Here is a 14,622-nt window from a genome sequence, read left to right as displayed (position 1 = left end):
ATATTTTCAATTTGATAGTTATTTTTTTACTAAGCGTGTTTCTTTATTCAAGGATAATTCTTTGTTCTCTCGGGCGGTGAAGTTGCCGCTTCGCTTCCAGGCCAAGCCCATAGGGACCTGCTGGGGCGAACCGTATTGCTACTACTGTTTTCACAAGCCGTTTGGCGCTAGTTTATTCTTCAATTTTTTTTTACTGTTTTTGTGATGAAGTTGAATAGACAATAGTTGGAAAATATACGGATAAACTCTTGCGTTGGGCTTGCTTCATAGGGTTCAGGTCGAGCTTTTCGGCCTGGATCGATATTTGTTGGTTTGCAGTGCGCGTGACTATATGGTTCTGATCCTCTTGCTTTGATGATATTTGGCTTCGAGCCAGGCTTATTCGGGCATGCATCGCAGAGTTGCCCGGGCTGTAGTCCGCTTCTGGTACAATTGCCTCACCTCTAGTGTTTTCCCTAATGCCTGCGTAACCCTATGGCGAATCCATCACCTATCGACAGCAAACTGATCGGCACTCGTGAGTCCCGCCGCTGGCAGGATGATTTATCTGATGTGGTCACTGATCCTGCCGAGCTAATCCGGTTGTTGCAATTGGATCCAGCCCAATTACCCGAAGCCCTGAATGCTAGTAGCCAGTTTTCCTTGCGCGTGCCGCGTCCATTTATCAAGCGTATGCGACCTGCTGACCCGAAAGATCCATTACTTCTGCAGGTTTTACCCGGTGCTGCAGAGTTGGAAACAGTGGTGGGGTTTAGTGCAGACCCTCTTCAGGAGGCTGAGGCAAACCCTCTGCCCGGAGTGGTGCATAAGTATCACGGTCGCCTGCTGCTAATTACTGCAGGGCAATGTGCGGTGAATTGTCGTTACTGTTTTCGCCGCGAATTTCCCTACAGTGAGAACCACCTGAATCGAAAGCAGTGGTCGGCGGCTCTGGATTATGTGCGTGCACATACGGAGTTGCGAGAAGTGATTTTAAGCGGTGGTGATCCTTTGGTGATCAATGATCGCCAGCTCTCTTGGCTAAGTAATGAGCTGGTGCAGATAGCACATCTGGATAAACTGCGCATTCACACCCGCTTACCAATAGTGGCGCCGAGCCGTATCACCGACGAAATGCTGTCCTGGTTTACTGGCTCACGCCTGAAGCCGGTATTGGTTCTGCACTGTAATCACGCCAACGAAATTGATGATGAGGTACGTAACGCACTTTCTTGTCTTCGCGCTGCTGGAGTCACATTGCTGAATCAAGCGGTACTGTTGCGTGGTATCAATGATAGTTGTGCAGCCCTGGAAGGCCTTAGCGAAACACTGTTTGACGCGGGCGTGTTGCCTTATTACCTGCACCAGTTAGATAGGGTCAAGGGTGCGGCGCATTTTGAAGTGAGTGATAGCAGGGCGTTGCAAATAATTGAAGAACTACGTCATCGATTGCCTGGATACTTGGTACCGAAATTGGTGCGGGAAATCCCCGGTGTACCCTCCAAAACACCCATAGAGTTATCTGAAAGCAACTAGAAAATACAGAAGGTTATTCCTCTATAAAGTACCAGGATTAAAGTGCTGTAAAAATAGCGTTAAATTGATCTAGGCTAAATGTACCGACTCGCCTATCTATATAGTTGCCGCCGAGCTCTGGGCTCGTCTTAGGCTGTAGGTTGAAAGAGATAAGGTTTCCAGAGCCAATTAGTGATTGCTAATTAGCAGATGATAATTCTAAGGCGTGCATTTACGACAGGGAGATTTGTGTGACTTGAGTCACGCGTACCACCCCGATGTGGCCTTGTATGCCACTACAGGAGGCCCCTAAACTTACCGCATGCGGTAGCGGTACGCTGCCCTGAATAAATAGAGCAAAAAATGAGTAGCAACGACACTATCCGACTTCTCCTGATTCACGATATGCCCTCCGAGGCGCAGCGCTTGGTCAGCATGCTGCACAACGCGGGTCGACCCAACCGGGCTCAGCATGTTGCCAGTGAAGCGGTCTTTACTCGCTTGGTACAGGATAAAACCTGGGACCTTGTGATCGCCGCAGAGGGTAGCACCCAGATTCCGCCGGCAGTGGCGCTACGCACCATCAGTAAGCTGCAAAAAGATGTACCGGTTATCCTGTTGACCGAACGCAGTGGTTCCCAGCCAATTGTGGAGGGGTTAAAACAGGGTGCACGGGATGTGGTGACAGTAGATGAGGACCAGCACCTTCTGCTGGTGATTCAGCGAGAGATGCTCGCCTTGGATAACCGTCGCCAGGCACGCCTGCATGATCGTCGTTACCACGCAACTCTCGGTCGTGCCAAAGAGCTTCTGGACAGTTCCAAGGATGCAATAGCCTATGTATCCGATGGGCTAATCGTTTATGCCAATGACTCTTTCGCCGAGCGCTTTGGCTATGAAAGTGGTGAGGATGTTGAGTACCAGCCACTGATCGACATGCTGGCTGAAAATGAGCAGGGAGGCGCACGGGATTTTCTCAAGCGCTGTGCGATCGATAACAATGAAGTGGAAGCTAAGGAGTGGAAGTTTACTGCTCGAACCGTTGCAGGTGATCCGTTACCCACTCGCGCGGAGGTACTCAGTACTACTTACGAAGAGGAGCGCTGCCTGCAAGTGCGCATCGCCATGCGCAAGGGCGACACTGAGCAATTGGAAGCCCAACTCAGTGATATTAAAAACCGCGACCCGCTAACTGGCCTGTTTAATCGACAGCACTTTTTATCGTTACTCGACTCCACGATTAAATCTGCAGCGGACTCCCATCGCACCGGTGGCCTGATGTTTATCCGGGTGGATCGCTTTGCCGAGGAGGTGCAAAAGACCGTAGGCGTTGCAGGTGCAGACGCACTGCAGAAAGCCATGGCTGAACTGCTACAGGGATGCCAGCGAAGCGGTGATACCCTGGCGCATTATAGTGATGACAGCTTCTGCCTGTTGAGCCCGGATACCACGCCGGACAGTATTGAGCAGCGCGCGCGCGATATCCTGAAGAAAATTTCCGATACCATTTTTGACGCTGCAGGCAAAACCCAGCAGGTTACTGCCTCTATTGGAATTTCCCTGCTAAGCGAGGCCTCCAGTGGTTCACAGCAGGTGCTCGAGCAGGCGCAGGTGGCTCATAAGCAAGCTCTGGGAGAGGAGAGGCAGGGTGGCAATTTCGTCCTGTATGAGCCGGATACCGAAAGTGGCGCTGATGCTGATACTTACCACCGCGCTCGGGTGGTACAGGCCCTGGAGGCGGGAAACCTAAAGCTTTTATTCCAGCCGATCCTGAGCCTGCAGGGCACCGGGGAGCAAATGTATGAAGTGCTGGTGCGTATGCTCGATGACAAGGAAGAACTGGCACCACTGGCGTTCCTGCAGGAATTGGGCGACGCTGGTCTTTCCGCCAAGATGGACCGCTGGGTGATTCTCACCGCGATTAAGGCTGCCGCTGCGGCTCGCGCTAAGGGTAAGGATGTATCGCTGATGCTGCATATGACCACAGCTTCCCTGCTCGATACGAGTTTGCCTGCCTGGCTGGGGGTGGCTTTCAAGGCTGCCAAAGTTCCGCCAAGCACGGTGATTTTCCAGTTGCGCCAGGAGGACATCACCAGCAACCTGCACGCAGCGCGTGATTTCACTACCCAGGTGCAGCAGCTCGGTTGCCGTGTGGCTGTGTGCCACTTCGGTACCGGCTTGAACCCCTTCAAAGCTCTGGAGCATGTAAAGGTGGATATGGCCAAGGTAGATCCGTCGTTTGTGCGTGAAGTTCAGGACGAGGGAGAGAGCAGCGAATCTTTAGCCGGGCTGGTACAGCGTTTGGGTGAGGCAGAGACCAAGGTGATTGTGCCTCATATCGAGCAGGCCAGCATGTTACCCACCCTGTGGCAAACCGGTACCGATTATATCCAGGGCTACTATGTGCAGGCTCCGGCGGAGGAAATGAGTTTCGACTTTAGTCTGGATTAATTTCCGCAAGCCTATATCTGTAAGAAAAGCGCGTTTCCCATCGGGTTACGCGCTTTTTTTTACAGGACCTAGCTCTGTGAGGTCATACGTTGTAGCGGTTGCGCAGGGCAGCGATAGCATTGCGGGCCAGGGCGCCATACTCAGGCGCAGGCGCCGGTGCATTCTCCGGGGCTGTGCTCTCGCTCCAAGCGCGTTGTACGTGGTTTTGGCCGGCCTTCTGCTTGTACATCCTCGCCAGGCTAGCGTTGTAGCTCTTACTGGTGACGGTATCCACATGGTACCAGTGGGCCTTGGCACGGGAGTGGGAAACATCCATCAGCAAATAGCCGCGCTGGGTGACATTGACCCACTTTAAGTGCGGAATTAATCCGTCCATGGCGATCGCGGCTACGTCAGTTAGATGTGACTTATCGAGGAAGCTGGAGGTTACGCCGGGAGTTACAAACTCTCCCCCGAGAGCACCGCGACCGGTAAGGCGTCCGTATTCGAGAATGCTGAATGGGTTGCTGGCCAAGTCCCAGGCCCAGGAACTGTGAATATCTCCGGTGAGCACAAAGAAGTTTTCGATGTTGTTGTTGGCAATGTGATCGAATAACCGAGTACGGGAGGCGGTATAACCATCCCACTGATCCATGTTAATGGAGAAATCCTTGGCCAGGGTGAGCTGCGCCATCATCACCTGTTGTCCGAGTACCCGCCAGCGTACACCGTCCGATTGAGATTGGGTGAGGCCGCGGTACAACCATTCTTCCTGCTGTCGGCCGAGTAAGCTGCGCTCTGGATTGTCGGCTGTTTTCTGGTCAAACCAGTTGGCCTGTTCATCCCTTGCGGCGATGCGGGTATCCAGCATCATCAGGTCCATCAGGTTTCCGTAACGGAAACTGCGATAAATGGCTCTATCCCCAAATACGTCCAGAATGCCGTTGTCGCGGATGGGCATCCACTCGAAGTAGGCCTTATTTGCCACTGAGCGACGCACATACCAGTCACCTTCGCCATCTTGGGGATCGTGGTTTTCTGCCCCACCGGCCCAGGCATTGTTTGTGGTTTCGTGATCGTCCCAAACACAAATAAACGGGTGTTGGCGATGGACTTCCTGCAAGTCGGGGTCGGAACGATACTGGGCGTAGCGCAGGCGATAATCCTGGATACCCACCATTTCCTTCGCGGGGATAGGTTCGCGTCCAAGCCCGGTGCCGGTGCCAAAGCCGCCGGGGCCGTATTCATAGATGTAGTCACCCAGGTGCAGTACCACATCCAAATCGGGACGTTGAGCGATTTCACGGTAGACGTTGAAAAAGCCCATTGGATAGTTGGAGCAGCTGGTTACTGCAAAACGCAGGCGGTCCACATGACCTACAGGCAGGGTCCTGGTTCGCCCTACAGGAGAGTCCATGCTGTTGGAATAAAAACGGTAGTAGTAAGTTGTCCCAGGCTGCAGGCCACTGGCATCCACCTTGATGGTGTAGTCCACTTCGGGGCCGGTCATGCCGTTGCCGCTGTTCACTACCAGCGCCATTTCCGGGTCCAGGGCGATTTGCCAGCTATAGGGCACCATGGACTGGAATAAAGGGTCTTCCGATGGGGTAATCCTGGTCCAGAGAATCACGCGATCGGCCAGGGGATCACCGCTGGCAACGCCGTGCTGGAAAGGCTGCTGGCCGGAGCCGTAGGCCTTAAGAAGTGGCAGGGATGCCAGGCCGGCGCTGGAAAATTGCAGAAATCGCCTCCGGGACAAAGACATAGTGCTCTCCTTTTTATGTGCTTGTTATAAAGGACACGCAGTCTGTCTTCGAAAGGTGAACGCTTTGTTAATTTCCAGTCAGATTTTTTCTGAAGCAGCTCAATTAGTCGGTAAATTCGTCCGCAGCGAGCTAAAGTGAGACTTTTGTCTATTTTGAAGGCATTAAAAAGTATGACTGTCGGCTTGAGGATGCTTTGGGGGATGACCTTAGGGCTGTTACCGCCGCCGATTAACTCCCTATCATTCCGCATCTGTGCACTCTCGGGTATGCTGTGTCGCGATTAAAAACAGAACACCCTGGGAGTAGATCCATGTTGCCCCGCTTACTTTGCACCAGCCTGATTGTCGGCGGCCTCGCCGTAGCCGGCGGGTGCTCAAAGACCGAGCCGTCTAAAGTCGAAGCTGAGAGTGCAAGCGCGTCGGTAAAAGCAGCCGCCGTGATTGAAAAGAAAAGTGCCGCTGAGAAGGCGCCTGAATCCGGTGTGGATTACCACTCCTTTGCCAACAGTAATGACTACCAGGTACAGCACCTGGATCTGGACCTGACTGTAGACTTCTCCCGCAAGGTTCTCGAGGGCGAAGCCCAGCTGGACTTCAAGCGCCTCAACGACAAGAACCTGCCGATGGTGCTCGACACCCGCGAGCTGGAAGTGGTTTCTGTAGCAGCCAATGGTGCGCCGGTGAAATTCTCCATGGGCGAGAAAGACGGTCACCTGGGCACCCCGCTGAATATTGAGTTGCCGGAAGATGCCAACAGCATCACCATCCGCTATCGCACAGTGCCTGGCGCCTCTGGCGTACAGTGGCTTGAGCCTCAACAGACGGCGGGCAAGAAGCACCCGTTCTTGTTCACTCAGGCCCAGGCGATCCATGCGCGTAGCTTTATTCCGCTGCAGGACTCCCCGAAAGTTCGTATCACTTACAAGGCGACCGTTCGTACCCCGAAAGAACTGCGCGCGGTGATGAGTGCGAACAATGACCCGCAGGCGGCCAAAGATGGCGTTTACGAGTTCGAAATGCCCCAGCGCATTCCCTCCTACCTGATCGCCCTGGCGGTTGGCGACCTGCAATTCAAACCCATGGGCAAGCGCACTGGTGTCTACGCCGAACCCTCCATGTTGGAATCTGCAGCGGCGGAGTTCGCCGATACCGAATCCATGCTGGAGGTGACCGAGAAGGTTTACGGCCCCTACCATTGGGACCGCTATGACCTGCTGATCCTGCCGCCCAGCTTCCCCTTTGGCGGTATGGAAAACCCGCGTCTGAGCTTTATCACTCCAACCGTAATCGCCGGTGACAAAAGCCTGGTGGCCCTGATCGCCCACGAATTGGCCCATTCCTGGTCCGGCAATCTGGTGACCAATGCCAGCTGGCGCGACTTATGGCTGAACGAGGGCTTCACTACTTACCTGACCAACCGCATCATGCAGTTTGTCTATGGTGACGAGCGTTACCAGATGGAAATGGCCCTGGGTTATGACGATCTGCAAGCGGACCTCGCGGACAAAGAGCCCCGCGATGAGATTATGGCGATCGACCTGCGCGGCCGTGATCCCGATGAAGTGTTCTCCAATATTCCCTACGAGAAAGGTTCACTGTTCCTGTATGAGCTGGAGCAGAAAGTAGGCCGCGAAGCGTTTGACCGCTTCCTGATGGAGTACTTCAACCACTTCTCCTTCCAGAGCATCACCACTGAGGACTTCGTTAAGTACCTCGACAAGACCCTGCTGGTTGAGCACGCCGATAAACTGGATCGCGAGCGGATTCACCAGTGGATCTTCGAGCCGGGTATTCCCGAAGGTGCACCGCACCCGCAGTCCGATGCCTTCAGCAAGTTGGACCCGGTGCGTCAGCAATGGTTGGACGGCAAATTGGCGGCGAAGGATATCGATACCAAAGGCTGGACCTTCCATCAGTGGAAGTATTTCCTCGACGGTATGCCTGAGAAGCTGACGGAAGCGCAGTTGAAAGAACTGGACAGCGCCTTTGGCCTGACCAAATCCCGCAATAACGAAGTGGCCTTCAGCTGGCTGATGATTGCTGTGCGCAATGACTATGAGCCGGCCTTCGATCGTTTGGAGAGCTTCCTCACCAGCATCGGCCGCAACAAGTTCCTGCGCCCGCTGTATCGCAATATGGTTGAGTCTGGGAAACAGGATGTGGCCGCACGCATTTTCGAGCGCGCCAAGGTGGGGTATCACCCGCTGACGGTGAAAGTGAACAGCCTGGTAATTTACGGTAAGAAAGAGGGCTAGATCGACCTTCGTCGCTTGTGCGATTTTGGTGCTGTGCACCGAAATCGCCGCCCTTTATACCGATTGGGGCCAGTGCAACACTGGCTACCAACAAGTTTTCCCTGGTTTTTTATCTGCATCTTCCCATTTTTACTCTTTCCAAAGATTAACAAAATAAATCCGCTAAAGTGGCTTTTGGGTACCGTTTGAGCGGCGGGCAATACTAAAAAATGCCTGTGTAATCTCTTGTGTAGCAAAGCTGAACGAATTGGTACAAAAAGAAGATTTTCACGTCAATTTTCTGGCATAAAAATCATTAAACTGCTGTTCAAAGCGGAACCCTTTGCGTACCCTGCTGCTCGAATAAAAATCCATTAAGGCAAAGGGAGGTACCTGTGTACAGACGGATTTTAATGCTGGCTTTTCTCAGTTTTTTGGCCGTTGGCTGTGAGTATGAGCCGAGCGCCTGTTCTGATAACCGGCCGAATTCATTTCCCTTCCCACATGCAATGACCTGACTTTTCCTGGGGCAGCTTCAGGGTTGCCCCAGCTCGGCAATCTGGCGGTCGTTAAGGCCGAATAGGTATAGTGCCGCATCAAGACCGAATAGGGTGATCGCCTGTGGTGCCTCCAGGAGTACCTTAGGCTTTGGGTGAATCGCGATACCCAGGGCACCCAGGTTCAACATGGGGATATCATTGGCCCCGTCCCCGACTGCAATCACTTGTTCCAGCGACAGCCCCATATTCCTTGCTGTTTCCTCCAGCAACAACCGCTTGCGCGTTCCGTCCACGATAGGTTCTATCACTTCACCGGTGAGTGCACCCTCGGCAAATTCCAAATCATTGGCGTATATCAAATCTACGGCAAGTCGTTCCCTCTGCAGGAAGTTGGCGAAGTAAGTAAAGCCCCCGGACAGAATGACGGTTTTGCACTCAAGCTCACGCAGGCAGTACAACAGTTTCTGTGCCCCTTTCTTTAGGGGCAATTGTTGGGCAATTTCTGCCAGGCGCTGTTCGGAGAAGCCCTTGAGTAGCGCCATACGTTTTTTGAAACTATCCCGGAAATCCAGCTCGCCACGCATCGCGGCTGCGGTGATGGCTGCTACCTGATCGCCGATACCGGTAACCTTGGCCAGCTCGTCGATCACCTCCGCATCAATTAGAGTGGAATCCATGTCGAAGCCTGCCAGTGTCGGTACTCTCTGGCTGGCCCCATCCTGTAAAACCAGGTCGGCTCCGATTTCCTCGGCCAGTTGCAGGCAAGCGAAACGCGCAGGGGAAAATTCCAACTCAGCACTGAGCTGGAGGCGAATTACCGTGCACTCATGCCGGTGGGCGAGAGTGTCGATAGTGTTGATTTGCCATTGTTGTTCGGTACAAAGCTTTAGTACGCGTTGTAGCTGTGTCAGGGTGGCGGCTGGGCTCAGAAGGGTTAAACACCAAGGGGACTGTACGACTGAAGGCTTAGCACTGGGCAAGCTCAGCTCACAACTGGTGGCGTCCGGAAAAGGGTCTGCACCTCTGTATTCAAGCCCCAGTCGCGCATAGTTGCCGCTATAGGTGAGGTAGCGCACAGGGCTGTCCAGGGGCGACTGGATAACTTGTGCCAGGGGCAGATGAAATTCTTGTGCTTTTGTCTCGTCGCCCATGGCGCAGCTCCCCAATTTAATCAATAAGCGACGCATTATAGCTCTAGCGGGAATCTTCGTTAAAATCAGCGCCGCAGCCTGGGCCCGCTTATTTGTTACAAAATAAAAAAACCCGTGGAACTATTTTGTTGCCGGATCGACCAACGGCACAGGAAATTACACTGGGCCTTATTGGCTTTTTGTGAGGATAAAATACGCCGCGGCCGCAGGCCGTCGTGAGCCTAAAAACACCAGTGGGTCCATGCACCTTTGCCAGTGTTTTTTGGGCGACGTCTTTATCAGTCAGGATGATTTATAAAGACGAAAGGAAAAAGAAACGCAAGGTAATAAAAAAACAAGGCAAGGTATTTCAGCCGCTTAATATGTCTGTATCGATTATTTCTCTGTTGCGCAAGTTGCCCGAACAATTTGCACGCCTATCTAAACGTATTCGCCAGCGCCTGCTGGCCGTAGCGATTTGGGTGATTCTGGCCGTATTCTGCAGCGCTGCTCTTGGCCATTACTATGGGCAGCGACATGCTGATGCTGTGGAAAAAGACCGGGCCTCGGCGCAGGCTGCCGCCAGTTTTCTCGCAGGGCAGAGCCTGGAGCGTATCGTTGCTGATGATCGAATCAGCATGCAGCTACTGGCCCGGCAATTACTAGAGTTGCCTGCCGTCATTGGTATCTCTATTGAAGATGTGGAGTCCAATAGTCTGGCAGAAGTGGGCGATTTAAAAAATGGTGAGACCATCAGTGTGCCAGTTGTGTTACACGATAGTATCGCTGGCAATGTTACCGTGGCCCTGGCTCCCGGTGCGGGTGTTACTTTTCCTTGGGCCAGTTTGTTGCTGACCCTGGTCTTTGCTTTGCCTTTTAGTGCAGTGGCGGCACTGATGGCAGGAGGCTTCTCCGCACCGCGCAGTCTGCCTTCTGAAGAGTCTCACGCATCGGTGAATATTCCTGAAGAAAAAGGGGACTCTATAGGCCTTTACCTGCGCCCCCTGAATTGGGCTCAGTTGACCAACCAACTGAGCCGCAGTGCGCTTGAGGGAATACAGCGGGAACTGGATGGGCGCATGCAGCTACTGCGCCGAATTTACGGTGCCCACCCTCTGAGTAGCGCCGGGCCTCAGGTTGGCCTGGGGTTTTCCGGCACTGATGCAGCCTTTCGCGCGGTCTGCTGTGGTCTATTGTTGCGGGAGATGCAGAGTGTCAGCCGAGCCACTGGTCTGAAGCTGGCCCTGGCTGTGGTGCCCTGCGAGCCTGGCTCGCCGGACTTCTCCGCCGAGCAGCTGCTAAATCAATCCCGTGGATTGTTCCTGCATCCGGAGCTGCTGGAGGAAACCTCCCTGGCCGGACGCATCGAGCACCATGGCGCTGGCTGGAACCTGGAAGTTACGGGGCTGACGCCCTCGTATCAAAAGTTGCTTAACAACCAGTTGCAACAACTATTGGGCGCCTGAATACCTACCGCTGGTCACAGCGGCGAGTAAATGACCCGTTTGCTCTCCGTAGTTATTTTTTGGCACCTGCCTTACGTTTACGTTAACGTAAACTCTTGTTAGGCTTGGTTGCGTCTCGAGGAAGTACTTATGAAAGCCAAAGCCAGTATCGTAGAGCCCCATAGTTACAGTATTTCGGAGTTGGCCCGTGAATTTGATATCACTACCCGCGCCATCCGTTTCTATGAGGACAAGGGACTGCTCAAACCTGAGCGGCGCGGCCAGACCCGTGTTTATAGCCCTGAGGAGCGGGTACGGCTGAAGCTGATTTTGCGCGGTAAGCGCTTGGGGTTCTCCCTGGATGAGAGCCGCGAGATTATCGATATGTACGATCCCGCTCATGGCAATGTGGAGCAGTTGCAGCGCCTGCTGGAGCGCATTGCCCAGAAGCGTGCACTGTTGCAGCAGCAGCTGAGAGATATAGAAAGCCTGATGGGGGAGCTGGACGAAGCCGAGGTCCGTGCACAAGCGGCCCTGGTGAAGAGCCGCAGAGAGGACAACCCCTAAACCAAAATCCTGAAAATTTCGGCAAGTGTGCGATTGCCGGTGACCTCCAGAGGTTTTACGGGGGCGCCTGATGTAACGGCAGTCGCAGGCGCGGCCAATTTAATTAAAACTCGCAAATTTAACGTGGAGTCATTATGAATACCTCCTACCCAACTCTGAATTTCGGTCTCGGTGAAGAGATCGATATGCTCCGTGACATGGTTTACAAGTTCTGCCAGGCGGAGCTGGCCCCACGCGCGGCGCAGATCGATGAAGACAACCTGTTCCCAGCGGATATGTGGAAGAAGTTTGGCGAGCTGGGTCTGCTGGGCATGACCGTGGAAGAGGAGTTCGGCGGTTCCAATATGGGTTACCTGGCACACGCTGTGGCCATGGAAGAGATTTCCCGCGCCTCTGCTTCTGTGGGCTTGTCCTACGGTGCCCACTCCAACCTGTGCGTAAACCAGATCCGTAAAAATGGTACCCGCGAGCAGAAGCTCAAATACCTGCCCAAGCTGTGTTCCGGTGAACATGTGGGCGCCTTGGCCATGAGTGAACCCAACTCCGGTTCCGACGTGGTAAGTCTGCAACTGCGCGCCGAGAAGCGCGGTGATCGCTTTATTTTGAACGGCAATAAAATGTGGATCACCAACGGTCCCGATGCCGATACCTATGTGATCTACGCGCGCACTGAGCCGGGCATCAGCTCCGGTGGTATCACTGCATTTATCGTTGAGCGCGGTTTTGCCGGCTTCTCCCAGGCGCAAAAGCTCGACAAGCTGGGCATGCGCGGTTCCAACACCTGTGAGCTGGTGTTCGAAGACTGTGAAGTGCCGGAAGAAAATATCCTCGGTGAACTGAATGGCGGTGTACGCGTATTGATGAGCGGTCTCGACTACGAGCGCACCATTCTCTCCGGAGGCCCTGTCGGTATTATGCAGGCCTGCCTGGATGTGGTGGTTCCCTATATTCACGAGCGCAAGCAGTTCGGCAAGGCCATCGGTGAATTCCAGTTGATGCAGGGCAAGATCGCCGATATGTACGCTGACCTGAATGCCAGCCGCTCTTACCTGTACGCTGTGGCCCGGGCTTGTGATCGCGGTGAGGACTCGCGCAAGGACGCCGCCGCTGTAATCCTGTTTACTGCGGAGCGCGCAACACAGATGGCCCTGCAGGCTATCCAGACACTGGGTGGCAATGGCTACATCAACGAGTACGCTACCGGTCGTCTGCTGCGCGATGCCAAGCTCTACGAAATCGGCGCGGGCACTTCTGAAGTGCGCCGTATGCTGATTGGTCGCGAGCTGTTTAAAGAGACCCGCTAAGGCTGGGCATTTCTTCTCGCCGCCGGCGCCTGCCGGCGGCAGCTGTCTCCAGCCGGGCACTGCGGCAATAAGCTGCGCCCTGTGGAGGTCTTTTCTCCGGGAAAGTGAATCGGACTTTATGAATCAGTTGCAGAGCAAAATAAACACGCGCGATACCGCCTTTGGCGAAAACCGCGAGCAGATGCAGGCGCTGGTGGCAGACCTGCGCGAGAAAGTGGAAGCCATCGCCCAGGGCGGCGGCGAGCGCGCAAGGGAAAAACACCTGGCGCGAGGAAAATTATTGCCACGGGACCGTATCGATGCGCTGCTCGATCCGGGTAGCCCTTTTATGGAATTTTCCCAGCTGGCCGCTCACGAGGTTTACGGTGAGGATGTTCCGGCTGCGGGTATTATTACCGGCATCGGCACCGTCTCCGGTCAGCCCTGTGTGATAGTGGCCAACGATGCCACTGTAAAAGGTGGAACCTATTATCCCCTCACAGTAAAAAAACACCTGCGCGCGCAGACCATCGCCGAGCAGAACAATCTGCCGTGCATTTACCTGGTGGATTCCGGTGGTGCCAATTTGCCGCGCCAGGACGACGTTTTCCCAGACCGTGAGCACTTCGGTCGCATCTTCTTTAACCAGGCCAATCTCTCTGCACAGAATATTCCGCAGATCGCGGTGGTTATGGGTAGCTGCACCGCCGGTGGAGCCTATGTGCCGGCCATGGCAGACGAATCCATTATGGTGAAAGAGCAGGCCACCATCTTCCTGGCGGGCCCGCCCCTGGTGAAAGCGGCCACCGGTGAAGAAGTTTCCGCTGAGGAGCTCGGCGGTGCCGAGGTGCACTGTCGCACTTCCGGGGTTTCTGATCACTACGCCAATAACGACGTACATGCGCTGCAGTTGGCGCGGCGCTCTGTAGCGCGCCTGAATCGCATCAAAAATCCCGGCCTGGATATCCAAAAGCCAGTGGAGCCGATTTATCCACCGGAAGATATTTACGGTGTGGTGCCCAAGGATTCGCGCCAGCCTTTTGACGTGCGCGAGATTATCGCGCGGGTTGTGGACGGATCGGAGTTCGATGAATTTAAAGCGTTGTACGGCACCACTCTGGTAACTGGTTTTGCCCGTATCCAGGGCTATCCGGTGGGAATTGTTGCCAACAACGGCATCCTGTTTGCGGAGAGTGCACAGAAGGGCGCGCACTTTATTGAGCTGTGTGCGCAGCGCAAGATTCCATTGGTTTTCCTGCAAAATATCACTGGTTTCATGGTGGGCAAACAGTACGAGGCGGGCGGCATCGCCAAACACGGCGCCAAGATGGTGACCGCTGTCGCTACCGCCAAGGTGCCCAAAATTACCATCCTCATCGGCGGCTCTTTCGGCGCCGGTAACTACGGTATGTGTGGCCGCGCCTACGATCCCAACTTCCTGTTTATGTGGCCCAATGCGCGCATCTCGGTTATGGGGGGTGAACAGGCTGCTGGCGTATTGGCCCAGGTGAAGCGCGACCAGATGGCCGCCCGGGGTGAATCCTGGAGCGAAGAGGAAGAGCGCCAGTTTAAACAGCCGATTGTGGATAACTACGAACACCAGGGGCACCCCTACTACGCCTCCGCGCGCTTGTGGGATGACGGCGTTATCGATCCGGCGGATACCCGCCGCGTGCTCGGTCTGTGCCTGGCGGCGGCGAGCCACAAGGAGCCGGAAGAGACCAGGTTCGGCGTGTTCCGTATGTAAGGAACCGTGGTTGCGGCGCCAATGAAA

At 54.4% G+C, this 14,622-nt stretch carries 9 protein-coding genes; 7 read left to right on the top strand and 2 right to left on the bottom strand.

What is annotated here, in order from left to right; genetic code table 11:
• The first annotated feature begins 474 nt into the window (after positions 1-474).
• Positions 475-1,515, top strand: a complete 1,041-nt coding sequence (epmB, locus tag ABWV76_RS20390) for an EF-P beta-lysylation protein EpmB (protein ID WP_020411596.1) — start codon at positions 475-477, stop codon at positions 1,513-1,515.
• Positions 1,516-1,857: 342 nt separating this feature from the next.
• On the top strand, positions 1,858-3,945 hold the full coding sequence (locus tag ABWV76_RS20385) for an EAL domain-containing response regulator (protein ID WP_020411595.1): 2,088 nt from the start codon (positions 1,858-1,860) through the stop codon (positions 3,943-3,945).
• Between the two features lie 82 nt (positions 3,946-4,027).
• Here the strand turns inward: ABWV76_RS20385 and ABWV76_RS20380 are convergent, their stop codons facing one another.
• Entirely contained in the window at positions 4,028-5,689 is a 1,662-nt protein-coding gene (locus tag ABWV76_RS20380) for an alkaline phosphatase D family protein (protein WP_020411594.1), read from the bottom strand.
• A 311-nt stretch (positions 5,690-6,000) separates the two neighbouring features.
• Between ABWV76_RS20380 and ABWV76_RS20375 the strand changes: the two genes are divergently transcribed.
• The gene (locus ABWV76_RS20375) at positions 6,001-7,944 is read left to right on the top strand and encodes a M1 family metallopeptidase (RefSeq protein ID WP_020411593.1); all 1,944 of its coding nucleotides are present in this window, start codon (positions 6,001-6,003) and stop codon (positions 7,942-7,944) included.
• A gap of 514 nt (positions 7,945-8,458) precedes the next feature.
• On the opposite strand, the gene serB is transcribed toward ABWV76_RS20375, so the two are convergent.
• A complete protein-coding gene (gene serB / locus ABWV76_RS20370; RefSeq protein WP_353377103.1) occupies positions 8,459-9,574 on the bottom strand; it encodes a phosphoserine phosphatase SerB in 1,116 nt (371 codons plus the stop codon).
• A 362-nt stretch (positions 9,575-9,936) separates the two neighbouring features.
• On the opposite strand from serB, the gene ABWV76_RS20365 reads away from it, so the two are divergent.
• From ABWV76_RS20365 to ABWV76_RS20350, 4 genes are all read left to right on the top strand, one after another.
• Positions 9,937-11,019, top strand: coding sequence for a hypothetical protein (locus ABWV76_RS20365; protein ID WP_040628081.1), 1,083 nt, complete (start codon positions 9,937-9,939; stop codon positions 11,017-11,019).
• A gap of 129 nt (positions 11,020-11,148) precedes the next feature.
• Positions 11,149-11,565 carry a MerR family transcriptional regulator gene (locus tag ABWV76_RS20360; protein ID WP_020411590.1) on the top strand — a complete coding sequence of 139 codons (417 nt, stop codon included), beginning with the start codon at positions 11,149-11,151 and terminating at the stop codon, positions 11,563-11,565.
• 134 nt (positions 11,566-11,699) lie between these two features.
• Positions 11,700-12,869, top strand: a complete 1,170-nt coding sequence (locus ABWV76_RS20355) for an isovaleryl-CoA dehydrogenase (RefSeq protein ID WP_353377102.1) — start codon at positions 11,700-11,702, stop codon at positions 12,867-12,869.
• A 118-nt stretch (positions 12,870-12,987) separates the two neighbouring features.
• A complete protein-coding gene (locus ABWV76_RS20350) occupies positions 12,988-14,595 on the top strand; it encodes a carboxyl transferase domain-containing protein (protein ID WP_282951826.1) in 1,608 nt (535 codons plus the stop codon).
• The last annotated feature ends 27 nt before the right edge of the window (positions 14,596-14,622 follow it).

Source organism: Microbulbifer sp. NBRC 101763 (genome assembly GCF_040371615.1).
Taxonomy (GTDB): Bacteria; Pseudomonadota; Gammaproteobacteria; order Pseudomonadales; family Cellvibrionaceae; genus Microbulbifer; species Microbulbifer variabilis.
Note: the sequence above shows the minus strand (reverse complement) of the source record. Positions and strands in the feature narration are given on the sequence as shown.

What these genes read in the sequence shown, in the direction of transcription:
- epmB (WP_020411596.1), top strand. Translation starts at nt 475, where the DNA reads ATGGCGAATCCATCACCTATCGACAGCAAACTGATCGGCACTCGTGAG.
- ABWV76_RS20385 (WP_020411595.1), top strand. Translation starts at nt 1,858, where the DNA reads ATGAGTAGCAACGACACTATCCGACTTCTCCTGATTCACGATATGCCC.
- ABWV76_RS20380 (WP_020411594.1), bottom strand. Translation starts at nt 5,689, where the DNA reads ATGTCTTTGTCCCGGAGGCGATTTCTGCAATTTTCCAGCGCCGGCCTG.
- ABWV76_RS20375 (WP_020411593.1), top strand. Translation starts at nt 6,001, where the DNA reads ATGTTGCCCCGCTTACTTTGCACCAGCCTGATTGTCGGCGGCCTCGCC.
- serB (WP_353377103.1), bottom strand. Translation starts at nt 9,574, where the DNA reads ATGGGCGACGAGACAAAAGCACAAGAATTTCATCTGCCCCTGGCACAA.
- ABWV76_RS20365 (WP_040628081.1), top strand. Translation starts at nt 9,937, where the DNA reads ATGTCTGTATCGATTATTTCTCTGTTGCGCAAGTTGCCCGAACAATTT.
- ABWV76_RS20360 (WP_020411590.1), top strand. Translation starts at nt 11,149, where the DNA reads ATGAAAGCCAAAGCCAGTATCGTAGAGCCCCATAGTTACAGTATTTCG.
- ABWV76_RS20355 (WP_353377102.1), top strand. Translation starts at nt 11,700, where the DNA reads ATGAATACCTCCTACCCAACTCTGAATTTCGGTCTCGGTGAAGAGATC.
- ABWV76_RS20350 (WP_282951826.1), top strand. Translation starts at nt 12,988, where the DNA reads ATGAATCAGTTGCAGAGCAAAATAAACACGCGCGATACCGCCTTTGGC.